Below are 24,707 nucleotides of genomic sequence, written 5' to 3' on the forward strand. Positions count from 1 at the left end.
GGCTTCAGGGCCAGTTGAGGGTGGCTGAAACCGGCACGTGGTCGGAAGGCCGCTCCAGCGCGCGCTCGTCGCGGTCGATATGGACACTCACCAGCCGGTCGGCAAGCTGGGGCGAGAGCAGGACGAGGTCGATTCGCAACCCGCTGTCACGCGCGAAGGACGCGCCCTGGTAGTCCCAGAACGTGTAGGCCCGCCCGTCAGGATGCAGCGCGCGCCAGGCATCGGTCAGCCCCACCCACAGCAGGCGGCGGAAGGCTTCGCGCGTCTGTGGGCGTTTCAGCGCGTCATAGGCCTCCAACGCGTTGGGCGCGCAGTCAGCATCGGTGGGGCAGACATTGAAATCCCCCATGAAGACGAAAGGCTGCCCTGCCTGCAGGAACGCCAGCGCGCGCCGGCGCAGGGCGGCGAAAAAGGCCAGCTTGGTGGCGTAGCCGGCCTCGCCGCCTGAATTGCCGTTGGGCAGGTAGAGATTGCCGAAGCGGATGCCCTCAAGCTCGGCCTCGATATAGCGCGCTGCCGGGTCCTCGAAGCCGGGCAAAGCGCGGCACGTGATCTCAAGCGGCCGGCGGCTGATGAAGGCCACGCCGTTATAGCCCTTCTGCCCCACCAGGGCCGTATGCAGCCCGGCCTGGGCGAAAATTTCAGGAAACTGCCCGTCCTCGCATTTGACCTCTTGGAGGCCAAGCAGGGTACAGTCAGGGTTGCGGTCCAGCCAGCCCTTGACCAGGCCGCTGCGCACGCGGATGGAGTTGATGTTCCAGGTGGCAAAGGTCAGGGCCATGCGCGGGCTTTCTTGAAACGGAATTTTCTTGGGCGAAAGTTGAGCGAAAGAGAGAAGGGCGCTCAGGCCAGCGAGAAGCTGGTGCCGCAGCCGCAGGAGGAGGCGGCATTGGGGTTGTTGATCGTGAAATGCGCGCCCATCAGCTTGTCCTCGAAGTCCAGCTCAGCGCCGTCCAGCAGCTCCAGGCTGGCAGGATCGATCACCACGCGCGCGCCGTGGGCTTCGATCAGCCGGTCATCGCCTGCCTGCTCCGTGTCGAGCTTGAAGAGATACTGAAAGCCGTTGCAGCCGCCCGCCTCGACCGAAACGCGCAGCGCCGTGCGTTCGGGCTCGGGGCGGGCAGAGGAGATTTCAACGATGCGCGCGGCAGCGGCGGGGGAGATGCGGAAATAGGAAGCCATGACGTTCTTTTGCAGGATTTGTGGAAGGATAAAGCTCTGAAGAGGACGCCGGTCAAAGACGTGTCGGAAAAGACGTGGAGAGGTGAGTAGAGGTGAGTATAGAGAAAAACCCCGCCGCCCTCCACCGGCCTTTCAGGCGCGCCTGACGCGTATAAAGGATGAAAGTGACCTGCAGCTTGCCCAACCGCTTGCCCGCAAGGCCCTGGGCCCTGTAGGGCTGGGAGTATTAATTTACCCCGGCACTTATTCTGGCAGGCCTTCTTCCCATGACGAACGCGCCCCCTACCATGGCCACCCCCCACACCGCCCAGGCCCTAGGTCCGGGCCAGCTTGCGCCTTATGCGGTCCAGGCGGAAGGCGCGCGCGGCAGGCAGTTTGCTGAGGAGCCCAAGACCAGCGCCCGCACGCCCTGGCAACGCGACCGCGACCGGGTGCTGCATTCGGCCGGGTTCCGCAGCCTGCAGTACAAGACCCAGGTCTTCCTCAACCATGAGGGCGATTTCTTCCGCACGCGCCTGACCCATTCGCTGGAGGTGGCGCAGATCGCCCGCTCCATCGCCCGCAGCCTGGGCGTGAACGAGGACCTGGCCGAGGTGATCTCCCTGGCCCATGACCTGGGCCACACCCCTTTCGGCCATGCAGGCGAGGATGCGCTGCAGGAGGCCATGGCCGGGCTGGGCGGCTTTGACCACAACATCCAGTCCCTGCGCCAGGTGACCGAGATCGAGGCGCGCTACCAGGGCTTTGACGGGCTGAACCTGACCTGGGAAACCCTCGAGGGCCTGGCCAAGCATCACGGCCCCGTGCGCCGCCCCAGGCCCTGGCTGGCCAGTTTCGATGCCCGTTACCCCCTGCAGCTCGAAACCCATGCCTCGGTCGAAGCCCAGCTTGCCGCCATCTGCGACGACATCGCCTATCACGGCCATGACCTTGATGACGGCCTGCGCGCCGGCCTGCTGCAGCTTGATGACATCTCCGAGGTGCCGCTGCTGCGCCAGTGCCTGGAGGAAGCCCGCGCGCTCGACTGGTCGCGCTTCACCCCGCTGGACCGTGAGCAGCGCGTCCGCCATGAGACGGTGCGCCGCGTCATCAATGCCCTGGCAAGCGATCTCACCGCCCAGACCCGCCGCAACCTTGAAGCACTGGCCCCCAAAAGCGCTGATGACGTCAGGCGCGCAGGGCACGGGGTGGTGGCCTTTAGCCCGGAGATGGCCGCGCGCAACAAGGAGATCCGCAAGTTTCTCTACGGCAGGCTCTACCGCCACTGGCGCGTCAGCCGCATGACCAGCAAGGCGCGCCGGGCCGTGGGTGAGATCTTTGACATTCTGGCTCAGGAGCCCGGCCTGCTGCCCCCGCCCTGGCGCGAGCGCGCCCTGCTGTGCCGCGCCAAGGGCGACGCGGCAGGGGAAAAGCGCGTCACGGCCGATTACATCGCCGGCATGAGCGACCGCTTTGCGATGGAGGAGCACCGCCGCCTGACCGATCTCTCCGTGCTGGGCTAGAGAACCGGGAGTGGGGGCAGGACGGTTGTTTTTCCCCGTAATTCAATAATAAAAGAGCTCTCAGGCCTCCAGGGCGGTTTTTCCGGCTGCAGGGGCCGTTTTTTCGCCGCTTTTCCCGGTTTTTCTTGAGGCCGGGCGTTTTCGCAGGAGATATCCCCCGCCATGGCATCCAGCCCCCCGACCGCCAAAGCCGTTTCCCAAGGCCCTTCCCAGGCCGCAAGCGGGGCGGGCGCGTGTCTCTTCAGCGGGATGCGCGCGCAGGTGGCAGCGATCATGGCAGAACTTTTCCCGGACCTGCCTGCCGAGACCCTGGCGCGCATCGAAGTCACCCCGACTCGCGACCCCGCCCATGGCGACATGGCAACCAACGCCGCCCTGCTGGCCGCCAAGCCCCTGCGCCGCAAACCCGCCGAAATCGCCGCCGCCCTGGTGGGCAGGCTGGCTGAGCTGCCGCAGGTGGAAAAGGCCGAAGTTGCGGGGCCGGGCTTCGTCAACCTCACCTTGCGCCCCCAGGTGCTGCAGGAGGTCGGCCGCATTGTGCTGCAGCAGGGCCCGCAGGCCTTCGGGCGCTCAGGGCTGGGGGCCGGCAAGCGGGTCAACATCGAATACGTCTCGGCCAATCCCACAGGCCCGCTGCATGTCGGCCATTGCCGCGGGGCGGTGGTGGGCGACGCGCTGGCCAACCTGCTGGAAAAGGCGGGATATGAAGTCACGCGGGAATATTACGTCAATGATGCGGGCAACCAGGTCACTGCCCTGGCCTGGGCTGCCTATTGGCGCTACCTGCAGGCCATCGGCCGCCCGGTAGAGGCTGAAACCTTTGCACAGCTCGCCCCTTCAGGTCTGCAGTACCAGGGCGATTATCTCATCCCCGTGGGCCAGGCGCTGGCAGAGAAATACGGCGCCAGCCTGGCGCCAGAGAGCGGCAGCGTGGCCCCGGTCGAGCTCTGGTTTGACAAGGTGCGCGCGCTCACGCTCGCACACATGATGGCTGCTATCCGCGAAGACCTGGCGGCCCTGGGCATCACCCATGAAGTGTTCTCCAGCGAGGCCGAAGTACTGGCAAGCGGCGACGTGGACCGCGCCATCAGCGCGCTGGAAGGGGCAGGGCTGCTTTACGAAGGCGTGCTGGAGCCGCCCAAGGGCAAGCTGCCCGATGACTGGGAGGCCCGGCCGCAGACTCTGTTCCGTTCCACCGATTTCGGCGATGACACCGACCGCGCTCTGCGCAAGTCAGACGGCAGCAACACCTATTTTGCCAATGATGTCGGCTATCACGCCCGCAAGGCCCGCGGGGCGGACATGCTGATCGACGTTCTGGGCGCTGATCACGGCGGCTATGTTTCGCGCATGAAGGCTGCCGTCGCCGCGCTGACGCAGAACCATACCGAGTTCGACGTGCTGGTCTGCCAGATCGTGCGGATCATGAAGAACGGCCAGCCCGTGCGCATGTCCAAGCGGGCCGGCACGTTCGTGACCCTGCGCGACCTGCTTGACGAGGTCGGGCGTGACGCGGTGCGCTTTACCATGCTGACCCGCAAGGCCGATGCGCAGATGGATTTCGACCTCGACGCCGTGGTGGCGCAGACGCGTGACAACCCGGTTTTCTATGTCAATTACGCCCATGCCCGCTGCCGCTCGGTCCTGCGGCATGGCGCTGAGAAATACGGTGCGGACCAGGTGAGCGACAGCGCGCTGGCCGGCGCGGACCTCTCTGACCTCACCGCGCCTGAAGAGCTGGCAGTGCTGCGCCGCATCGCTGCCTTCCCCCGCCAGGTGGAGGCCGCAGCCCAGGCGCGCGAGCCCCACCGCATCGCGACCTACTGCATCGACCTGGCGGCAGACTTTCACGCGCTGTGGAACCGCGGGCGGGAAGAGGCGGCCCTGCGCTTCATCCAGGAGGACGCGCCCCAGGCCAGCAAGGCGCGCCTGGCTCTCGTGGCGGCAACGGCTGCCACGCTGCGGGCCGGGCTCGATATTCTCGGTGTTGAACCGGTAGAGGAAATGCGTTGATGAACGGCTCTGACAACATCCCCCCCGATCCCCGCGCGCGCGACCACCGCGGCAACCGCATCAACCCGGCCGGCCGCTACGCCGGCGGCGCGCCTGGGGGGCAACCCCAGAATCCGCCGCCCGGCCCCGGCCCGGCCGCGCCGCAGCAGGGCAGGCTCTATGCCGATGGCCCCCAGCGCCTGGCCCCGGGCCAGCGCGGCCCCCAAAGCGCCCGGCAGGACTACCAGCAGGAGGGGCCCCAGGGTTACGGGGAGCCCGGTTATGTCGAGCCCGGCTACCAGGACCAGGATTTCAATGCCACCGGCCAGCGCGCGCGTGAGCGGCTGAACGGCCGCCCCCCGCGCAACGGCCGCGGGGGCGGCGGGTCGGGCGGGGTGCTCGGCTCGATGCTGGGCCAGGACCCAGGCACCCGCAAGCTGGTGGGCGGTGCGGCGATCATCGTCGTGCTGCTGGGCGCCACAGTGGGGGGCTGGGCATTGTTCGGCAGCCATCATGAAGGCGTGCCGGTGATCGGCCCGCCGATGATGGCGCTTAAGGATCGCCCCGCTGACCCGGGCGGCCTGCAGGTCATGCGTGATGACACCGCCCAGAGCGACGTGACGGGCAAGGGGGCCTTGCACCTGGCCCCGCTGCCCGAGCAGCCGGACGCCCAGGCCCTGGCCCGCGAGGCCGCCGCCCGCCAGCAGCCCCAGCCCCCCCCGATCACACCGGCAAGCGACACGCCTGCTGCCACAACCCCCCCAGCTCAGCCCGAGACGCTGCCAGCCCAGCCTGCGCCCGCAACCACGCAGGCGCCTGAGAAAGCGGCCGCTGAAACCCAGCCTGCCTCTGCGCCCGACCAGGCAGAGCATGAGGGGGCAGAGGCCGAAGCGCGCGAGCGTGCCCGCCAGGCCGAGGAACAGCGCCAGGCTGCCCGCCAGGCGCAGGAGGAAGCGGCCCAGAAACGCGCCGCCGCCCGCAAGGCAGCGCAGGAAGCCGCTGCCGAGAAACGCGCTGCCGCCCGCAAGGCCGCCCAGGAGGCCGCCGCCAAAGCCGACAAAGCTGACAAAACGGACGCCGCCACCCTGCCGCCGCCCTCAACCACACCGGCCAGCAAGCCTGCCGCCAAGACCCCTGCCAGCGCAGACGCCCCCAGCGCCAGTGCCGCTCCGGCTGGCAGCGGGCATTACGCCGTGCAGCTGGGCGCGCTTGACAGCCCGGCCCTGGCGCGCAAGGCGTGGGAAGCCAGCAAGGGCAAGGCGCCTGACCTTCTGGGCGGCCACACCCCGCTTTACTCGCAGGTCACGCGCAACGGGCGCAGCTACGTGCGGCTGCGGGTGGGCGGTTTTGCTGACATGAAGGCAGCGCGCCTGTTCTGCGCCAAGCTGCATGCGGCTTCCGTCAACTGTGCGCCAGCCGCTTTCTGACCGCGCAGCTTCAGCTCCGGCTGGAAGGCTTCGAGGGCCCGCTTGACCTCCTGCTGGAGCTGGCGCGCACCCAGAAGGTGGACCTGCAGTCGCTCTCGCTGCTGCAGCTCGCCCAGCAATATCTGGACTTCATCGCCCAGGCCCGCCACCTGCAGCTTGAACTGGCTGCAGACTGGCTGGTCATGGCCGCCTGGCTGACCTGGCTCAAGTCACGCCTCCTGCTGCCCCAGCCCGAAAGCGACGCTGACGCCGAGCTTGAGGAAGCCTCAGACCAGCTCCAGGCCCGCCTGGCTGAGCTTGCCCGCGTGCAGGCCGCAACCGCCTGGCTCCAGGCACGGCCCCGGCTTGGGCGCGACGTGTTCGCGCGCGCAGAGACCGAGGATCATACGGTCCGCACAGCCGGCCCGCTTGAAGGCGATGTCACCCGGCTGGTGAGCGCCTATCTCACCGCCCGCCGCCGTTCAGCACGCCAGCGGCACTACCGCCCGCCGCCCGTGCGTTACTGGACCGTGCAGCAGGCCCGCACCACCCTGATGCGCCTGCTGGGCGCGCGCGCCCTGCAGGGCGGCGCCGGCGGCGGATGGCACAACCTGCTCGCCCTCCTGCCGGAGCTGATCCCTGCGTCTTCGCAAGCACCGTCGTCGGCTCCCCTGCAGGCCCGCGCCGCCCAGGCGGCTTTGCTGGTGGCCGGGCTCGAGCTTGCCAAAAGCGGCACGCTCGAGCTGCGCCAGCCCGCGGAATTCGCCCCCATCGCCTGGCGCCCGGCCCCCACGCCCGACTGAAGTGGCCGAACGGTCAAAGCGCCCACAAAAAAGGGAGAGCCCGAAAGCTCTCCCCTTTATCCCGGCCAGGCCGGAAAACCGTCGTTGCGTAAGTAAGCTGCCGGAAGCTTACAATGCGCTCCACAGACCGTCGGGCCCGTAGACCTGCTGGGCCCAGTCCGCGCCCTCATGCACGTCCACCAGCTCGCCGTTATTGCCCGCGCTGCGGACGATGGCGCTGATGATCTGCACGTCGCGCCGGCCTTCCTGCCAGGTGGCGGCAGAAGGCTTGCCCGAGGCGATGGAGGCGGGCAGGGCGTCCAGCTGGTGGCCCCACTGGGTGGCGGTGAACTTCTGGAAGTAGGGCTGCTGGAAGATGTGGTCGTTGCCGTGGCCGTTGCTGAACAGGCGGGCCTGGTTGTTGTAGTAGGAGCTGCCCGGCTGGATCTCGACATAGTTCTTGTCGCCGATGACCGCAAAGCGGTTGCAGCCCGCGCTGCCGAAGGAGGAAGCGCCCTCGGCCACCGCGCCATTGGCGTAATACAGCGTCCAGCTCATCGCGCCGTCCACGTCATTGACATGCATGATCTCATGGGCGCGCACGGCGATGGGGTCCTGGTTGGAGAGGTAGCGGCTGGCATTGATGCCGTAGATGCCGAGATCTCCCAGCGAGCCGGAACCGGCCATGGCGCGGTTCAGGCGCCATTTCAGGTAGGGCAGGTCGCGGTCGGGCAGCTGGTTTTCCAGGTTGGCGGTCTGGATGAGCTGCAGCTTGCCGACCTGGCCCGCCTTGAGCTGGGCGATGACGTCGCGCGTCATGGGGTCGAAATGCACGCGGTAGCCGATCATCAGCTGCTTGCCGGCCTTCTTGGCGGCAGCGGCCATGGCGTCGCAGTCTTCCACGGTGGTGGCCATCGGCTTTTCGCACATCACGTGCTTGCCTGCGGCAAACGCAGCCTCGGTGAAGTGGCGGTGGGTGGCATTGGGGGTGATGACATACACGGCGTCAATGGCCGGGTTGCGGGCGATGGCAGCCCAGTCCTTGTAGGTATAGGCGCTGTTGGGGCCCAGCTTGTATTTGCGGGCGTAGAACTCGGCCTTGGCCTTGTCGCCCGAGATGACCGCAACCAGCTCGGAATTCTCGGCCGTGCTGAAATTGGGGAGGATGACCTCGGTTGCGTATTTGCCCAGGCCCAGCACCGCATAGCCGAACTTGCGCTTGCCGTTGGCCGGCCGGCCGGACTGGGCGAAGGCCGACATAGCGGGCGTTGCGGCCATTGCCGCGGCACCGAGGCTGGCGACCTTGAAGAAATCTCTGCGTTCCATGTTTCAAGCCCTCAAAAACTGTTCCGACCGATCCGGCACCTTGCCCAAGGAGGAAAGGGCGCCGGCCTGTCCTGCTGCCCAAAGTATCTGCCCCCGCCCGGGGAGGAAACTGCCCTGGCATTAACTGGCCCATTAACTGTTTTTAACAGTCTCCGGGCGCGCAAAGCAGGTTCTTTCAGGTCGCATGACAGGCAATCTGTCACTTGCCGGAAGCCTGCCACTCTTTTTTTCACTTATGAAGGGGCTTATCCCTGCACCCAGTGCAGGGCAGCATCTTGCTAGGGCCGGTTTTTGATTTGCGCCCTTCTTTCCCATCACCTGAAACAACCAATACTGCATTGGTCCTGTTAACAGATCTGCCTGAAAACCGGTTCTGCCTGCAGGTCCATTCCCTGCAGGGCCCCGATCTGACATAACAGCCCTGCCTCTTATTAGTCTTACAGCAAGCCAGACACAGAAAGACGGAACCCCGGTGCATGCAGCCTTCAGCAAGGCCCCGCTCTGAAGCAGACCCCGCAACCCCCAGTCCCGCGCACCCAACAGCGCCAGGGGTGCGGGCGGAAGCGGTCAAGCTGGCTGAAGCCCTGCTCTTTGCCAGTGCAGGCCCTGTTGCGCGCCAGGCGCTGGCTGAGTTCCTGGCCGGGCGCGGCTTTGCGCGCGAGGCCGAAGGGCTTGAAGAGGTGATCGCAGCCCTGGAGGGGCTTTACGCAGGCCATGCGGTGGGGGTGGTGGCGGTTGCAGGCGGCTGGCAGCTGCGCACGCGCCCCGATTACGGCCCCGCCCTGGCCCGCGTGGTGGAAAAGCCGCGCCGTCTGGGCCGCGCAGCCATGGAAACCCTGGCCGTGGTCGCGTATCATCAGCCCTGCACGCGCGCCGAGATCGAGGCCATACGCGGCGTCAGCCTCGGCCAGGGCGTGCTTGAGCCCCTGCTGGAGGAAGGCCTGCTGGCCCCGCGCGGGCGCAGGGAAGTGCCGGGCCGCCCGGTGCAGTGGGGCACCACGCCTGCCTTTCTGCGCCTGTTCGGCCTCAACCGCCTGGCCGACCTGCCGGCCAGGGGGGAGCTGATGCTCGACCCCCAGCCGACCGGCCCCGCTGATCCGGAGCCAGCGCCGGAGCCAGCGCCGGAGCCGGAGTCAGAGGGCGGCGCGCCGGGGGAGGCCGCAGAGAAACAAGCCACCCGCACCGGGGCACGGAGCGGGAAGAAGGGAGACGGGGAGAGGGATGTTTGACCTGAGCTGGGCGGAGATGGCGCTCCTGGTCGTTGTGGCCCTGATCTTCATCGGCCCCAAGGACCTGCCGGTCGCCATGAAGGCGCTTTCCAAGGGGATCCGGGCCATGCGCGGCCTGGCGGCGGAATTCCAGCGCCACCTTGATGAGATGGTGCAGCAGGCGGACCTGGGGGAGACGCACCAGCAGTTGCGCGACCTGCAGAAGTTCAACCTGCGCAACCAGGTGGAACGCATCATCGACCCCGACCGCAGCCTGCGCGACGGACTGGACCTCAAGGAAGCCACCGGCCAGGGCGCGGGTTCAGTTCCCCCGAAGCCTGAGCCGCTCCCTGAAGGCCTGCCCCGCGCCCCGGCCCCCCCGCCCGCACCGCCGCCGTCGCTGTCCTCACCCAGGGTCGCGCCCACGGCAGCAGCCTTCTCCGGTGCCCCGGAGGGCGCGCAGGAGGACCTTCAGGGCGGCCGCACCCCAGGCACGCTTCACGCCCCCCAGCAGGCGGCGCCATTGGGGGAAGGCACAGGCCAGGCCTCAAACCGGCCGCACGACCAGGCCCCGGGCGAGGGGGGCGAGGTGTCGGAAGCGCAGCTCATCGCCCTGGCGCCTGCCATCCTGCCGCCGCGCACGGCCAGGCGGCTGGTGCGCGAGGCCGCCAGCTGGCAGCGCCCTTCCGTCCTGCCGCCCGAGGTTGCGCTGCATAACGGCATCCGGGTCGTTATCATGAGCGAGACCCGCACCCTCGACGATTCCGGTGAAACCCCTCCTGCTTCCCATCCGGCAGAACCCGAGACCGCAACCCTGAAAGAAGCCCCGCATGGCTGAGAGCAATCCCATCAACGACACCCCCATGCCGCTGATGGCGCATCTGACCGAGCTGCGGAAGCGGCTGATCTGGTGCCTGGTGACCTTCGCCCTCGCTTTCGTGCTGTGCTACCATTTCTCGGGCGACATCTACCGCTTCCTGGCCCAGCCGCTGGCTGCGATCATGCGCCAGCGCGGCGAGCAGCCGCACCTGATCTACACGGCTTTGTACGAGGCCTTTTTCACCCATATCCGCGTGGCCGTGTTCGGGGCCTGCTTCCTGGCCTTTCCCATGATCGCCATCCAGGCCTGGATCTTTATCGCGCCCGGGCTGTACCAGAACGAGAAAAAGGCCTTCGCCCCCTTCCTGATCGCAACTCCGGTGCTGTTCCTGGTGGGGGCCGCGCTCGCCTATTACGTGGTGTTCCCCTACGCCTGGGAGTTCTTCCTCTCCTTCCAGCAGAGCGGGGGGAAGGACAGCATGGGCATCGAGCTTCAGGCGCGGGTGTCGGAATATCTCAACCTGGTCACCAAGATGATCCTGGCTTTCGGCATCTGCTTCGAACTGCCGGTGGTGCTGACCCTGCTGGTGCGCGTGGGGCTGGTGAGCACGGCCCAGCTGCGCAAGGTGCGGCGCTACGCCTATGTGGCCGCCTTCGCCATCGCTGCGGTCATCACCCCGCCTGACGCGATCACCATGCTCACCCTGGCCGTGCCGCTGATAGGGCTTTATGAGATCTCCATCCTGGCCGCCAGCCTCATGCAGTCCCACCGCCGCCGGCTCAAGGACAAGGCCCAGGCCGAAGCTGAAACTGAAGCTAAACCAGGAGCCGCCAAGCCTGCCCCCGAACCGCCCGAGCGCCTTTCCCACCAGGCCGAAGCCCAGCCCCAACCGCCGCCGCAATAACCTGCCCTTATCTGCCCTGACCCCCTGACCGGCCCGCTTTTCCAGACGGAGTTTTCCCTCAATGCACGACCTCAAAGCCCTCCGCGCCGATCCCGCCGCCTTTGACGCCGCCCTCAAACGCCGCGGCCTGCCGCCTGTGGCAGAGCAATTAGTGGCGCGCGATGAGGAAGGTCGTGCAGCGATGGCCGAGCTTCAGGCGGCCCAGGCGGAGCGCAAGACCCTGGCGCGTGAGATCGGCCAGGCCAAGCGCAAGGGCGAGGATTCTGCCGAGCTTGAAGCGCGTGCCGTCGCCCTGCGCGAGCGGATCGACATGCTTGAGGATAAGGCCGTTCAGCTGCAGGGTGGCGTACATGCGGACTTATTGATGCTGCCCAACCAGCTCGCCCCTGACGTGCCTGAAGGGGCGGATGAAAACGACAATCTCGAGCTCAGCCAGTGGGGGGAGCGGCCTGATTTCCCCTTTGAGCCGCGCCAGCATTTCGAGCTGGGGGAGGCGCTGGGGCTGATGGATTTTGCCGCAGCCGCCCGCCTATCAGGCTCGCGCTTCGTCATGCTGCGCGGCGCGTTGGCGCGGCTCGAGCGCGCGCTGGGCCAGTTCATGCTCGATACGCACACCGGCGAATTCGGCTACCAGGAAACCACCGTGCCGTTGCTGGTCAAAAATGCAGCTATGGTCGGCACCGACAAGCTGCCTAAATTCGCCGCGGAATCTTTCGAAACCAGAGACAGCCGCTGGCTGATCCCCACCGGCGAGGTGCCGCTGACCGCCTCGGTGATGGGCGAGATCCTGCCTGACGCCGCGCTGCCGATGCGTCTGACCACCCTGTCGCAATGCTTCCGCTCCGAGGCCGGCTCTGCAGGGCGCGACGTGCGGGGCATGCTGCGCCAGCACCAGTTCACCAAATGCGAGCTCGTCTCCATCACCCGGCCCGAAGACAGCGAGGCCGAGCACGAGCGCATGACCCGCGCGGCTGAAACCGTGCTTGAAAAGCTGGGCATCCCTTACCGCCGCATGCTGCTCTGCGCGGGCGATACGGGCTTCGGCGCGGCCAAGACCTATGACCTGGAGGCCTGGCTGCCCGGGCAGAAGGCGTGGCGGGAGGTCTCTTCCTGCTCCAACACGCGCGATTTCCAGGCCCGCCGCATGAATGCCCGCTACCGCCCGGCCAAAACTGAGGGGGAGGGCGACAAAGCCGCCAAGGTGGCGCCTGCTTTCGTGCACACGCTCAACGGCTCGGGCCTGGCTGTGGGGCGCGTACTGATTGCGGTGATGGAGAACAACCAGCAGGAAAACGGGGACATTCTCATCCCCGAAGCCCTGCGGCCTTACATGGGCGGGCAGGAAGTCATCACCAAAGCGGGCTGAAAAACCTTCTCCCGACATGAAAAACGGCCCCGGTGAAAGCCGGGGCCGTTTTTGTTTCGCTGTTTTACTGGTCTGCTGTTTCAGCGCTCAGCGCCGCTTCACGCCTGGGGGCGCCTGCGGCTGCTGCGCGCGGTTGCCGTGCGGCGGGTGGCGCGCTTGGGCGGCTTGCCGTCCCCGCCCGGGCCAGAGCCACCAGTGTCCCTGCCGCCGCGCCGGCCGGGATGGCGGCTCTGGCGGCGGGTGGTCTCGCGCATGCGGCTCTGGGTGCGCAATACCTGCTCGATCCAGTCATCAAGGGTGGCTGCATTGCGCTCGGCGGTTTCTAGATCGGCGTAGATCTCGGGAAAGCGCATCGCAAGCCAGCGCCAGGTCACCAGCAGGCGGTGACGCTTTTCAGCCCGCTCCAGCTCTTCATTGGAGGACTGCGCTGCAGGCGGCAGGCGGCCGGTGCCGGGCGGGGGCACCTGCTGGCCGCGCGCATGCTGGGCGGCCCATTCCACCAGGCGGGCAACACCGTTGTCACGCGTGTTGACCGGGCACATGGCGTAGGTCCAGCGGGTGTTGAGGTCGAGGTCCTCAACGCCTTCCAGCTCGGCTGCGATCTCCATCGCCTGTTCCATGTCGGCCAGGCGGTAATTGGGGTCGTCAGGCCGCAGCACCGCGCGCTTGATGCGCGCCAGCACGCCGTAGAGGCTGTCCGTGCCCACTTCGCCTGCCACCGCGTCAACGATATCGGCGTCCGGCTGCACCAGCGGGCGCAGCTCCGTCTCCACCTCGGGCGCGGCTTCAAGCGCGCGCCGCACTACGGTCGGGCTGCCCGCCCCTTCCAGCACGCAGACCAGGCCTTCCTCATGCTTGCCGTAACGGCCCGCGCGCCCGCCGATCTGCTTGATCTCCTGGGTGGTGAGGTTGCGGTTCTCGCGCCCATCGAATTTCTGCAGCGCGCTGAACACCACGCGCTTGATCGACAGGTTGAGCCCCATGCCGATCGCGTCAGTGGCGATCAGGATGTCCGCTTCCCCGCTGTTGAAGCGCGCAGCTTCCGCCCGCCGCACCTCAGGGCTCAGCGCGCCGTAGATCACCGCGACCTTGCGGCCCTGGGCCATGAGCTGGGCGCGCAGGTCGAGCACCTCGCGGCGCGAAAAGGCGATGAGCGCATCGCCGGCCTTGAGCTCCTTGAGCGCCAGCGTGCCGCCTGCCTTGAGCGGGCTCTTGCGCTCCAGGTGGATCTCCTCGACCTCGTCGCCGCACAGCTCGGCGATGCGCTTGACCTGGGGGATGCAGTCCGCAGCCCCCAGCACGAAGATCTGGCGCGCGGGCACGCCCATGATGGCCGCCGTCCACGCCGCGCCGCGATCGGGGTCGGAAAGCATCTGCGCTTCATCAATGATGGCCACGTCAACGGGGCGGTTGAAGGGGCACATCTCCACCGTGGCCGCCACATGCTTGGCGGTGGGGTCGATGATGCGCTCCTCGCCGGTGGTCAGCGAGGTGGGCACGCCGCGGCTGACCAGCGACTCGCGGAACTCATGGGCCAGCAGGCGCAGCGGGGCCAGGGCCACGCCGCTTTCAGCGCCGGCCAGCGTTTCAAGCGCGGTGTGGGACTTGCCGGAATTGGTCGGTCCCGTCACCAGGGTGATGCGCCGCTTGAGCGCGCGCGCGGTGCGGAAATGACCTGCGAACTTGTCCAGGGCCGCCACGCGCGCGATCGCCTCATTGCCCTGCGGTGTTGCAGGCTCCAGCGTGGGGAGGGGGGCTTTTTCCAGCGCGCCTTCAGGCGGCCCGCTTTCGCCACGCCGCCAATAGGGGATGAGCTGGCGGCATTTCTTGAGCTCGGAGGGCTCGAAATAGAAGGTCTCGCGCCCGTCCTCATCGGTTACGCGGCGGGCGACGGGCAGGCGGTTCTCAGCGATCCAGCGCAGCGCGTCACGGCGCGAGCAGCGCAGGATTGCAGGCACTTCCTCGAAATCAACGAGCGTATCTTCCCACTGCTTGAGGCGCTCAAGCTCCTGGGCGCGGCGCTCTTCGGCGCGGGCGCGGATCTCGGCCTGCTCTTTCTGGCGCTTCTCTTCAGCTTCGACCAGCTCGCGGGTCAGGTTCTGGTCGTGCACGCCAAAAGCTTCCGCCACCGAGGCTGAAAGATTGGCAAGCTGCGCCCCCGAAAGGGTGACACCGCTGTCGGCAAGCTCGGTCCGCACTTCCTCAAGCACCTGGGCAGGGATGCTGCCCATCGACCGCCACCGCTCCTCCAGCACACCCTGAAGCACGTCGCGCAGGTGCTCGGCATTGATGTTGGGGTCGGTGACCAGGGCCACGGCCTGCTGGATGTCGGGCTTGCGCACCCAGACTTCCATATCGCCTTCAACGATGGCGTTCAGCTGCGCGGTCCAGTGCCGGCGGCGCACCTGGCACAGGGCCTGCTTGAGCTCGGCGCGCGTGAGCTCAAGCAGGGGCTTGCCGGTATTGTGCTCGGCAGAGGCGATGAGCCCGCGCACCTGGCTGAGCAGCGGCGCGCGTTCACGCGGGGTGATTTTGAGGGAGTCGCCGTACTCATGCTCGGCCTTTTCCAGGATGGCTTCGGGCGCAATGGGAGGCATGGGGGCGGGCGTGGCGGCGGGGGCCGGCGCGTGCGCGGCATCGTCGAGCGGCGGCTCGGAAGGATTCTGATCACTCATGCCCCATTAGTGGCCCATTCCCGCCGCTGCATCAATGCGCTAGAGAGGGGAAAACCGATCCGGCCCGGCCTGCGCCCCGACCGTGAGCCCCCAGTCTGAAATTATCCCTGAGATTACCCCTGCGCCTACCCCTGAGCCCAAGAGGAGTTCCCAGCCGTTATGACGACAGTTTTCCCCCAGAAATCAGCCCCCACCCCCACGATGGAAGGCACGCTGAGCGGCCTGGAACCCCATGAGGGCCACCCCGGCCAGCACCGGCTGCAGGCCCCGGGCAAGGAATACGGCCATCTCTACCCCGCCAAGGTGGAGAAGGTGCATCACTGGACCAAACGCCTGTTCAGCTTCACCACCACGCGCGACCCGGGGCTGCGGTTTGAAAACGGCCAGTTCACGATGATCGGCCTTGAGGTGGACGGCAAGCCGCTGCTGCGCGCTTATTCCATCGTCTCGGCCAATTACGATGAATACATGGAGTTCCTCTCCATCGCGGTTGAAGACGGCCCCCTGACCTCGCGCCTGCGCCACGTCAAGGAGGGCGACACGGTGCTGATCGGCCGCAAGCCGGTGGGCACCCTGCTGCTCGACAACCTCAAGCCGGGCCGCAACCTCTATTTCTTCTCCACCGGGACCGGGCTTGCGCCTTTCATGAGCCTGATCAAGGACCCCGAGACCTATGACCGCTATGACAACGTCATCCTCACCCACACGGTACGCGAGCGTGACGAGCTCGCTTACCGCGACTTCATCGAAAGCGAGCTGCCCCGCCATGAATTCCTGGGCGAGGAGGTCAGAAGCAAGCTGAAATACTACCCGGCCGTGACGCGCGAGGACTTCCCGGTGCAGGACCGCATCACCAAGCTGATCGAAACCGGGCAGCTCTTCCGCGACCTGGGCCTGCCCGAGCTGGACCCGGCCCTTGACCGCGCCATGATCTGCGGCTCGCCCGAGATGCTGGCCGACACTGAAAAGCTGCTGGTTGACCGCGGCTTTGACGAAGGCAACATGAACCACCAGGGCTCCTACGTGGTCGAAAAGGCCTTCGCCGAGCGCTGACGCCCGGTTCTGTTTCTTCTGCCTGTCCTGCCCCCCTGAACCGCTGAGGTTACCGCCATGTCGCATCCTTCCGAGTCTTCTGGAGCCTCCCCCTTTCCCTCAGCGGGCGCTGCTGCCCGCCACCCCCAGGACGGGGAAGGCGTTCAGGAGTTCGACCTGTTCGTCATCGGGGCGGGGTCAGGCGGTGTGCGGTGTGCGCGCGTGGCTGCCCAGCTCGGGGCGCGGGTGGGCATCGTCGAGCGCAGCCACTGGGGCGGCACCTGCGTCAATCTGGGCTGCGTGCCCAAAAAGCTGATGTTCTACGCCGCCGAGACAGGCCGGGCGATCGCTGACGGCCCGTCCTATGGCTGGAACGTCCCGCTGCCTGAATTCGACTGGCCCCATTTCCAGAAGGGCAAGGATGCCGAGATCACCCGACTCGACGGCATCTACGTCTCCATGCTGCAGAAGGCCGGGGTGATATTGTTCGAGGGCGAGGCGCAGCTGCAGGGCGCGCAGACCATCGAGATCGGCCCCTCCGCGCTGGACCCCACGCGCAAGCCCCAGCGCATCAGGGCGCGCCACATCGTGCTGGCCACGGGCTCGACGCCCACGCGTATCGATTTCCCCGGCAGCGAGCTGTGCATCACCTCCGACCAGGTCTTCCACCTCCCGGCCCAGCCGCGCCGCCTGGCGGTCATCGGCGGCGGCTATATCGGCGTGGAATTCTCGGGCGCCTTCCGCGGCTTCGGCTCGGACGTTGCGATCTCCTACCGTTCCGCCCATGTGCTGCGCCATTTCGATGACGAGCTGCGCCTGCGCCTTGAAGAGCTGATGGACCTCGCAGGCATCCACCGCCATCCCCACACGCTGCCGCGCAGTCTCGAGCGCACGCCAGACGGCCTGCGCCTCACCCTTGATGACGGCACCGAGCTTGCAGCCGACCAGGTGATCATGGCCGTGGGCCGCCACCCGGCCATCGCCGGGCTGGGGCTCGAGAAGGCCGGCGTGCGCACCGAGAAGGGGCGGGTGCTGGTCAACAGCGCCTTTGAAACCAACGTGCCGGGCATCTACGCCATCGGCGACATTTCAGACAAATACAACCTGACCCCCACCGCCATCGCCGAGGGCCAGCTGCTGGCCGAGCGGCTTTACGCCCCCCAGGGACGCTACTGGGACTTCAACCAGGTGCCGCGCGCCGTCTTCTACGCCTCGCCTCTGGCAACGGTGGGGCTGAGCGAGCAGGAAGCGGCGGTGGACCATGACCTGCTCATCTACACCTCAAGCTTCACCCCCATGCGCCAGGTGATGCCCCACCGCCCGGGCAAGGCCTTCATGAAGCTGGTTGTCGATGAGAAAAGCGATGTCATCCTGGGCGCGCACATGATCGGGCCGGAAGCGGCCGACATCATCCAGATCATGGCCGTCGCGGTGGTCAACGGGCTGACCAAGATCCAGCTCGACCACACCCTGGCGCTCCACCCCACGACGGCCGAGGAATTCGTGACCATGCGCACGCCCACCCGCCGCGTGGCCAAAGGCACGGTGGAAGCCCTGGGCTGAGGCCGCTTATTTCGGCAGCAGCGCACCCAGCCCCAGGGCGTGCAGCTTGCGCGCCAGGCGGTGGAGCAGCAGGGTGCGGGCGTAAAGGGCGCGGGCGGGGTTGAGGGCCAGGGCGCGCTTTTCGTAATCCACCGCTGCATCATACTGGTGCTGGCGGGCGTGATATTTCGCCAGGCTGTGATAGGTTGCAGCGAGGTTGGTGCCTTCTTCAAGCAGGGTCTCCAGCTCGGCGCGGCAGGCCTCAAAATCCCCCGCACTGAGATAAGCCATGGCCAGGAAGCGGCGATAGGGCAGGGCTGCAGGCTCGCGTTCCACCGCCCTTTGGGCCATGCGCACGGCGTTCTGCGTATCACCCACCCGCAGCAGGCAGCGCGCCAGGGTGTGCAGCACCGCCCCACTTCGGGGGTGCAGGCTGAAGGCCTGGCGGGCGCAGGAAAGCGCGCGGTGGGGGTGGCGGCGGCTGAGCAGCTCGGTGCGGGTTTCAAAAAAGCAGCTGCTGCGGGCCCGCGCGCTCCACACCGCGTGGATGCAGCGCGCAGGGTCGAAACGCCCTTCGACGATCTGGCGCACCGCGCGGCTGAGCTGGCCGGTGGACGCCAGGTGATTGGCAACGATATGGCCCGCGTAAGGCAGGCCTACAGGGGTGACGGTGATGTCGCGGCAGATGCGGCGCATGTGCAGCAGCTCGAGCCTGCAGCGCGAATCATAAAAGACATAGGCGCGCCGCGGCTGGGCGATGGGCTGGCGCCGCTCGGTCACGAAGGGGAGGTGGAAGCTCTCCTGCCAGCGGTTCTCGCGCCGCATGACCTTGGGATCAACGGAATATTGCGGCCCCATGGCAATGGCGGTCGCCTGCAGGAAACGCGCATGGCGCAGGGCGGCATAAGCCCCCATGCTCGAGCCATAGGTGAAGACGTTGCGAAAGCCGCGGGTGCGCTGCCGGACAGCCTCCAGCAGCGCTTCCATCTCTTCATGCTGATACCAGCTGTTGTCGCGCGAGAGCACATGGATGGCATGCAGCCCGTGGCGGTGGAAGAATTCCTCCCCGAAACCCGCCCGCTCCAGCGTGTGCTGGTCGCTGTAGCTGCCGAAGGTGACGAAGATTGTCTCTCCCCCACCCATCCAGTCGCTCGGGTGGTCAGGCTGGCAGTGGCGGGCCAGCAGGAGGTCAGAACGGTAGAGGTCTTCAGTGGCCATGAATGCGGGCGCGCCCACTCCCAATCCAGCAGTGTCAGGGCCCGTATTGCAGTGGTCAGTATTTAATTCAATTCAGTGCAGTGCAGCGTCGGGGCAGGCTTTCCGCCGATCTCGCGCCCCGGGCCCGGGGGAGAAAACCTGGCGGAAAGCCGCGTGATTATGTGCCGGGTGAACCCGGACCTGCCAGACCCGGACTTGCCAGCTTTCGGGCTTACCAGCCGTTGCCGCGCGGGGCGACCCAGCCATTGCCCGTGGCATCGCCCAGGCGGCCCTGCTCGATGGGGTCGCTGTTCTGGTAGGCGCTGCCGAAGGGGGTGAGGTTGGTGCCCGTCACCTTGTCGCGTTCCATCTTGGCGAGATGCCCCGGGTCAGGCCCGTTCTCGAACTCGACGGAAGGCGCTTCCTGGTAGCCCTGGGGCAGGCTGCGGTGGCCGCGGGCATGGAAATGCTCGCCGCCATGGCTGCCACCGCCCGTGGCGCCCAGCGGCGCCTGGGAGCCGTGCGAGGAGGCCGAGGCGCCATGCGCTGCCTGGTAGGGGTTGGAGAAGCGGACCGACTGCGCCCAGGCGGAACCAGCCCCCGCTGCGGTGAGCAGGGAGCCGGCCAGAAGGGCGCGTGACAACATGAAGGGAAGTTTCTGCACGGGGAATCCTGAGGCGTCTTGCATGAAAATATGAAACCGGGTCTGCCGCTGCCGATAAACCGTTAATCGGCAGCGGCAATAAAAAGCCCGGCGATAAAAAGCTTTGTGCCCTGTATGTATTGTAATCATGGCGCTTTTGCGCAAGGGGGCTTGTGCATTTCCCGCGCCTCTGCAGCAGGGTAGCTGGGGGAAATATGTCCCGCCTGTTGCTTATCTGCCGCTCTTCGGCCCCGCCCTGCACAGCACTGGAGCTGGGCCCGCTCTTTTCACCTCCGTGGTGCTGCGTCATAGTGGCTCAAGAGTGGTTTGCAGCTGCGCCTGGCAGGCGCCGGGCCGATGAACGGGAGTTGGAACAGCATGCAGTCTTCAGCAGCCCCTGCGGGCACCGCCAGTGAGCCCGCGGCCAGGGAAACGGCCCCACGCGGCTGGTCGCCTGCCAGCTGGCGGAACTTTCCCATCCGCCAGGCCCCGAGCTACGGGGAGCAGGCGGCGCTGGAGGCGGTCGAGAAGCGCCTTTCCACCTATCCGCCGCTCGTTTTCGCAGGCGAGGCCCGCCGGCTCAAGCGCCGCCTGGCCGCAGCGGGGCGGGGGGAGGCCTTCGTGCTGCAGGGCGGCCCCTGCGCTGAAAGCTTCGCTGATTTCAGCGGCAATTTCGTGCGCGACACCTTCCGCGTCCTGCTGCAGATGGCCGTCGTGCTGACCTATGGGGCCAAGGTGCCCGTGGTCAAGATCGGCCGCCTGGCAGGCCAGTTCGCCAAGCCCCGCTCTTCGGATGTGGAGGTGCGCGACGGCGTGGAGCTGCCCTGCTACCGCGGCGACATCATCAATGACCCGGCCTTCACCGCAGCCTCCCGCACCCCGGCGCCCGAGCGGATGGAGACGGGCTATTTCCAGTCGGCCGCCACGCTCAACCTGCTGCGCGCCTTCTCTCATGGCGGTTACGCCAACCTGCATGAGGTGCACCGCTGGAACCTCGATTTCGTCGGCCGCACCCCTCTGGCTGACCGCTACCGTGCGCTTGCGCGCCGCATCGACGAGACCCTGGCTTTTCTCAATGCCTGCGGCATCAGCCAGGCCGCCCCCCAGCTGGACGAAACCGAATTCTACACCTCCCATGAAGCCCTGCTGCTGCCTTATGAGCAGGCGCTGACCCGCATCGACAGCACCACAGGCGCCCATTACGACTGCTCGGGCCATTTCCTGTGGATCGGCGACCGCACCCGCCAGCCGGACGGGGCGCATGTGGAGTTCCTGCGCGGCGTGCGCAACCCGATCGGCATCAAGGTCGGCCCCACCACCACCGTGGCAGACCTTGAGAAGCTCCTGGAGATCCTCAATCCCGCTGACGAGCCCGGGCGCATCACGCTGATCTCGCGCATGGGGGCGGCCAAAGTGGGCCAGCTCCTGCCCCCCCTGCTGGAGGCGGTACAGGGCACCGGGCGCTCGGTGACCTGGCTGTGCGACCCCATGCACGGCAACACCCGCAGCACAGCCAACAAGGTCAAGACGCGCGATTTCAACGACATCCTCAGCGAGATCGTGGGCTTTTTCGACGTGTTCGAGCGCGCAGGCCTGCGTCCGGGCGGCGTGCATTTCGAGATGACGGGCCAGGATGTCACTGAATGCGTGGGCGGGGCCAACGGCCTGACGGACGCGGATCTGAGCGCACGCTACGAGACCTTCTGCGACCCGCGCCTCAACGCGGCGCAGTCGCTGGAGATGGCCTTCCGCCTGGCTGACATCCTGGGCGCAAGCGGGCTTTACGCCTCCTGAGCGGGGCACACATCTATATGCCAGGCAGGAGGTGAGCGCGTGACCCAGAACAGCAATGAGGGCAACGGGGGCAAGGAAGGGGCGGCACTCCAATCGGACCCCCAGAAGACCCCGACCCTGGCGCAGGAGGTGATCGCCCAGGTTGGCGGCCGGGACCAGGCGGCGCTGACCACGCTGGAGGAAGGCAACATCGCAGGCCGGGTGGACAGCTACTTCATCCGCACCCGCGACGTGGTGCGCCATTACGGCGATTGCGAGGTCACCTACGCCGTCTTCCTCCGCCGCCCGGTGATCTCAGCCTGCGGTCTGGCCCAGGCCTGGCTGCGCAACGTGGCGCGTGCCGGAAACTTCCAGGTCGATATCCGCGAAATCTATCCCGAAGGCAGCTGGGTCGGCGCGGGCGAGCCGCTTTTCTACCTCAGCGGCTCATTCGCTGCCCTGGCCCCGCTTGAGACCATGCTGCTGCAGAAGCTGGGCGCCACCTGCGTTGCCGCCCACAACGCCTACCAGATGGCCATGGCCCTGCCCGAAACGCCCTTCCTGGCGATGGACGCCCGCCACTGCACCGGCATGGAGATGCAGGAGCAGATGGCTTACGGTGCTGCCGTGGGCTCGCGCGCAGCCCAGCGGGAAGGGGCAGTGGGCTTCATCGGCAATGCCAATGACCACACGGCCCCCTTCTTCGGCCTCACCAAGGGGCTGGGCACGATGCCCCATGCGCTGATCGGCTACGCAGGCAGCACTCTGCGCGCTGCTGAAATGTATGCCGACACCTTCCCGGGCGAGCCGATGACGGTGCTGGTGGATTATTTCGGCCGCGAGATCACCGACGCGCTGGAAGTCTGCCGCCGATTCCCCGAAATGGCCGCCGAAGGCCGGCTTTCGGTGCGGCTGGACACGCATGGCAGCCGCTTCCTCGAAGGGCTGGACCCCCAGTCCTCCTACGCGGTGCTGGAGCGGCGCACGCCCGGCACCATCCGCCGCTATCGCTCGGAGAAGGAATTGCGCTACCTTGTGGGCACAGGCGTTTCGGCAGCGGCCATCTGGCGCATGCGCGAAGCGCTGGACGGGGCCGGTTTTCCGAAAGTGAAGATCGTCGCCTCTTCAGGCTTTTCAGTGGCCAAATGCGTTGCGATGCAGGACGCCAACGCCCCGGTGGACGTGGTGGGCACAGGCTCCTTCCTGCCCGAAACCTGGGCTGAGACCTATGCGACGGCCGACATCGTCTCCTATAACGGGCAACCGCGCGTCAAGGTGGGGCGCGAGTTCCTGCTCAAGAACCTCCAGGAAAGCCAATCTCAGGAAAGTAACAAGGCATGAGCGACAAGAATGCGGGCCGCACGGCGTCCGGGGACAAACAGGACAAGATCATCGACGTCGAATCCGTCGAGGTGGCGCCTGCCGACATCCTGCCTGCCGATGAGGTGAACGGCGAACCCTCCGACATCCCCAAGGGCTGGGTGGTGCGCATCATCGACCAGTCCAACCCAGACGCGCCTGACGACGAGCGCATCGAGGAGGTGCGGGGCTTCCATGACCTGGCCCATGCCAACGCCTTTGCGCGCGCCTATGTGCGCGACAGCGTCGAGCGCTCCCGCGTGCCCGGCGCCACGCCCAAGGAGACGCTCGACAGCTGGCTTGCCTTCGGTGAAAACGCCGATGTGCCTGACGCAGGCGAGGACGGGTGGAAGTCGAGCTCGGAGCTCAATGATTTCGTCACCGAGCCTGCAACGCCGATGGAGCGTGACTGGCGCGCGCTGGACCCCCGCCGCCTGGTTGACGAGGCGGATGCGGTGGGTGCCGAAGCCTTCCAGCACCCCACTGAAGACGAGGACGACCTTGATGACGACGAGCTGATCGAGATCATCCGCCACCGTCATGAAAATGGCGGGCATGAGAGCGGGAACCACAACGGGCATGACCACAGCGCTCATGGCCACGATCACGACCACGGTGCGGGCTGAGGGCGCGTCTTGAGCAAACTCCCCATGAAGCTGCGTTTCGCCCCGTCACCCACTGGCTCGCTCCATGTCGGCAATGCCCGGCTGGCGGTGGCCAATTATCTCTTCGCCCGCCGCCACAATGCCCCGCTCCTGCTGCGCATGGACGACACGGACGCCAGCCGGGGCCGCAAGGAGCATGAAGACAGCATCCGCCGCGACCTGAAATGGCTCGGCATCGAATGGGATGAAGAGGCGCGCCAGTCCGAGCGCACCGCGCGTTATACGGCGGTGGTGGAGAAGCTCAAGGCCAGCGGGCGGCTTTACCCCTGTTTTGAAAGCGAGCTGGAGCTGCGGATCAAGCGCGAGCAGCGCCTGCGCGCCGGCAAGCCGCCGCTCTATGACCGCGGCATGCTCAACATGACCGATGAGCAACGCGCGCGCGCCGAGGCCAACGGCAAGGTGCCTTACTGGCGCTTCCGCCTGAGCGACGGCTCCAAGCACTGGAACGACCTGGTGATGGGCGAAAGCTCGGTCAAGCTCACCGCCGTGTCAGACCCGGTGCTGGTGCGCACGGACGGCACCATTCTCTACACCCTGGCCTCCATCATCGACGACCTCGACATGGGCGTGACCCATATCGTGCGCGGTGAGGACCACATGACCAATACCGGCGTGCAGCTCGACATCGCCGAGGCCCTGGGTGCCGCGCCTGACCGCTTCACCTTCGCCCATCTGCCGCTGCTGCTGGGCGAGGGGGGCGAGAAGCTCTCCAAGCGCAAGGGGGCCATGGCGCTTTCCACTCTGCGCCATGACGGACTGGAGCCGCTGCCGCTCATGGAATATCTCGCCCGCCTGGGCACCTCGCAGGACCTGGTGCTGGAGCCGCGCGAGGCCCTGGTCGCAGGCTATGATTTCGCCCATGTCTCGCGCTCGCCCGCACGCTTTGACATGAACCAGCTCCTGGCGCTCAACCGCCGCGCCCTGCACGCCATGACCTTCGAGCAGGCCCGCCCCCTGCTGCCAGAAGGCAGCACGCCCGCCTTCTGGGAGGCCGTGCGCGGCAATATCGACCTGGGCACTGAAATCCCTCATTGGTGGGAAGTTGTTCACGGCACGATCGCGCCCACCCCCCAGCCGGGAGAAGCGGATTTCCTGCGCCAGGCCGCTTCCCTCCTGCCGCCCGAGCCCTGGGACGATCAGAGCTGGAAGGCCTGGACCACCGCGCTGAGCGAAGCCACCGGCCGCAAGGGCAAAGCCCTGTTCCTGCCCCTGCGCCTGGCGCTGACCGGCGAGGACGCCGGGCCTGAACTGGCCAAGCTCCTCCCCCTCATCGGCCGCCCCCGCGCCGAGAGCCGCCTGCAGGAAGCCGCTGCCCAGTCTGAGTGAGGCCCGC

General features: G+C 66.9%; 19 protein-coding genes and 1 pseudogene. 14 read left to right on the forward strand and 6 right to left on the reverse strand.

From position 1 onward, the window contains the following. Nucleotides 1–4: 4 nt before the first annotated feature. Both xth and E3E11_RS06875 read right to left on the reverse strand, forming a co-directional pair. Nucleotides 5–781, reverse strand: coding sequence for an exodeoxyribonuclease III (gene xth / locus E3E11_RS06870; RefSeq protein WP_141451745.1), 777 nt, complete (start codon nt 779–781; stop codon nt 5–7). Nucleotides 782–843: 62 nt separating this feature from the next. After that, on the reverse strand, nt 844–1,182 hold the full coding sequence (locus E3E11_RS06875; RefSeq protein WP_141451746.1) for a HesB/IscA family protein: 339 nt from the start codon (nt 1,180–1,182) through the stop codon (nt 844–846). Between the two features lie 287 nt (nt 1,183–1,469). Between E3E11_RS06875 and E3E11_RS06880 the strand changes: the two genes are divergently transcribed. From E3E11_RS06880 to E3E11_RS06895, 4 genes are all read left to right on the forward strand, one after another. Then, nucleotides 1,470–2,684 (forward strand): deoxyguanosinetriphosphate triphosphohydrolase, encoded by a 1,215-nt coding sequence (locus E3E11_RS06880; protein ID WP_141452206.1) that lies wholly within the window; start codon nt 1,470–1,472, stop codon nt 2,682–2,684. Nucleotides 2,685–2,933: 249 nt separating this feature from the next. Further along, nucleotides 2,934–4,697 (forward strand): arginine--tRNA ligase, encoded by a 1,764-nt coding sequence (gene argS, locus E3E11_RS06885; RefSeq protein ID WP_141452207.1) that lies wholly within the window; start codon nt 2,934–2,936, stop codon nt 4,695–4,697. Then, on the forward strand, nt 4,697–6,103 hold the full coding sequence (locus E3E11_RS06890; RefSeq protein WP_141451747.1) for an SPOR domain-containing protein: 1,407 nt from the start codon (nt 4,697–4,699) through the stop codon (nt 6,101–6,103). The genes argS and E3E11_RS06890 overlap by 1 nt, the downstream gene beginning before the upstream one ends. Before the next feature lie 77 nt (nt 6,104–6,180). Continuing rightward, the gene (locus E3E11_RS06895; protein ID WP_231118876.1) at nt 6,181–6,885 is read left to right on the forward strand and encodes a segregation and condensation protein A; all 705 of its coding nucleotides are present in this window, start codon (nt 6,181–6,183) and stop codon (nt 6,883–6,885) included. A 108-nt stretch (nt 6,886–6,993) separates the two neighbouring features. Here the strand turns inward: E3E11_RS06895 and E3E11_RS06900 are convergent, their stop codons facing one another. Further along, complete coding sequence (locus E3E11_RS06900; protein WP_141451749.1) at nt 6,994–8,190, reverse strand: Gfo/Idh/MocA family protein; 1,197 nt, start codon at nt 8,188–8,190, stop codon at nt 6,994–6,996. A 476-nt stretch (nt 8,191–8,666) separates the two neighbouring features. Between E3E11_RS06900 and scpB the strand changes: the two genes are divergently transcribed. From scpB to serS, 4 genes are all read left to right on the forward strand, one after another. Next, nucleotides 8,667–9,419, forward strand: a complete 753-nt coding sequence (gene scpB / locus E3E11_RS06905) for an SMC-Scp complex subunit ScpB (RefSeq protein ID WP_141451750.1) — start codon at nt 8,667–8,669, stop codon at nt 9,417–9,419. Further along, nucleotides 9,412–10,236: a Sec-independent protein translocase protein TatB gene (tatB, locus tag E3E11_RS08515; protein ID WP_196778304.1), complete on the forward strand. Its 825-nt coding sequence runs from the start codon at nt 9,412–9,414 to the stop codon at nt 10,234–10,236. Before scpB ends, tatB begins: the two co-directional genes overlap by 8 nt. Then, the gene (gene tatC / locus E3E11_RS06915; RefSeq protein ID WP_141451751.1) at nt 10,229–11,122 is read left to right on the forward strand and encodes a twin-arginine translocase subunit TatC; all 894 of its coding nucleotides are present in this window, start codon (nt 10,229–10,231) and stop codon (nt 11,120–11,122) included. Before tatB ends, tatC begins: the two co-directional genes overlap by 8 nt. 61 nt (nt 11,123–11,183) lie before the next feature. Beyond that, nucleotides 11,184–12,488, forward strand: a complete 1,305-nt coding sequence (serS, locus tag E3E11_RS06920; RefSeq protein ID WP_141451752.1) for a serine--tRNA ligase — start codon at nt 11,184–11,186, stop codon at nt 12,486–12,488. A 98-nt stretch (nt 12,489–12,586) separates the two neighbouring features. Here serS and E3E11_RS06925 read toward each other — a convergent pair whose 3' ends face one another. After that, on the reverse strand, nt 12,587–15,085 hold the full coding sequence (locus E3E11_RS06925; RefSeq protein ID WP_231119048.1) for a helicase-related protein: 2,499 nt from the start codon (nt 15,083–15,085) through the stop codon (nt 12,587–12,589). Between the two features lie 237 nt (nt 15,086–15,322). Between E3E11_RS06925 and E3E11_RS06930 the strand changes: the two genes are divergently transcribed. Both E3E11_RS06930 and gorA read left to right on the forward strand, forming a co-directional pair. Then, nucleotides 15,323–16,216, forward strand: coding sequence for a ferredoxin--NADP reductase (locus E3E11_RS06930; RefSeq protein WP_141451754.1), 894 nt, complete (start codon nt 15,323–15,325; stop codon nt 16,214–16,216). Between the two features lie 57 nt (nt 16,217–16,273). Then, on the forward strand, nt 16,274–17,758 hold the full coding sequence (gorA, locus tag E3E11_RS06935) for a glutathione-disulfide reductase (RefSeq protein ID WP_141451755.1): 1,485 nt from the start codon (nt 16,274–16,276) through the stop codon (nt 17,756–17,758). Nucleotides 17,759–17,764: 6 nt separating this feature from the next. Here gorA and E3E11_RS06940 read toward each other — a convergent pair whose 3' ends face one another. Further along, entirely contained in the window at nt 17,765–18,955 is a 1,191-nt protein-coding gene (locus E3E11_RS06940; protein ID WP_141451756.1) for a tetratricopeptide repeat protein, read from the reverse strand. A gap of 211 nt (nt 18,956–19,166) precedes the next feature. Beyond that, the gene (locus E3E11_RS06945; protein WP_231118878.1) at nt 19,167–19,598 is read right to left on the reverse strand and encodes a hypothetical protein; all 432 of its coding nucleotides are present in this window, start codon (nt 19,596–19,598) and stop codon (nt 19,167–19,169) included. A 357-nt stretch (nt 19,599–19,955) separates the two neighbouring features. On the opposite strand from E3E11_RS06945, the gene E3E11_RS06950 reads away from it, so the two are divergent. The 4 genes and pseudogenes from E3E11_RS06950 to gltX all read left to right on the forward strand — a co-directional run bounded on the left by E3E11_RS06950 (nt 19,956) and on the right by gltX (nt 24,700). Beyond that, the gene (locus tag E3E11_RS06950; RefSeq protein ID WP_141451757.1) at nt 19,956–21,371 is read left to right on the forward strand and encodes a class II 3-deoxy-7-phosphoheptulonate synthase; all 1,416 of its coding nucleotides are present in this window, start codon (nt 19,956–19,958) and stop codon (nt 21,369–21,371) included. Nucleotides 21,372–21,545: 174 nt separating this feature from the next. Beyond that, nucleotides 21,546–22,691: a beta/alpha barrel domain-containing protein gene (locus tag E3E11_RS06955; protein ID WP_195804984.1), complete on the forward strand. Its 1,146-nt coding sequence runs from the start codon at nt 21,546–21,548 to the stop codon at nt 22,689–22,691. 104 nt (nt 22,692–22,795) lie between these two features. Next, nucleotides 22,796–23,155 (forward strand): annotated as a pseudogene (locus tag E3E11_RS06960) (hypothetical protein); the annotation flags it as partial. A 204-nt stretch (nt 23,156–23,359) separates the two neighbouring features. Next, nucleotides 23,360–24,700: a glutamate--tRNA ligase gene (gltX, locus tag E3E11_RS06965; protein WP_141452213.1), complete on the forward strand. Its 1,341-nt coding sequence runs from the start codon at nt 23,360–23,362 to the stop codon at nt 24,698–24,700. Nucleotides 24,701–24,707 lie beyond the last annotated feature (7 nt).

This window comes from Oecophyllibacter saccharovorans (assembly GCF_006542375.1).
Lineage (GTDB): Bacteria > Pseudomonadota > Alphaproteobacteria > Acetobacterales > Acetobacteraceae > Oecophyllibacter > Oecophyllibacter saccharovorans.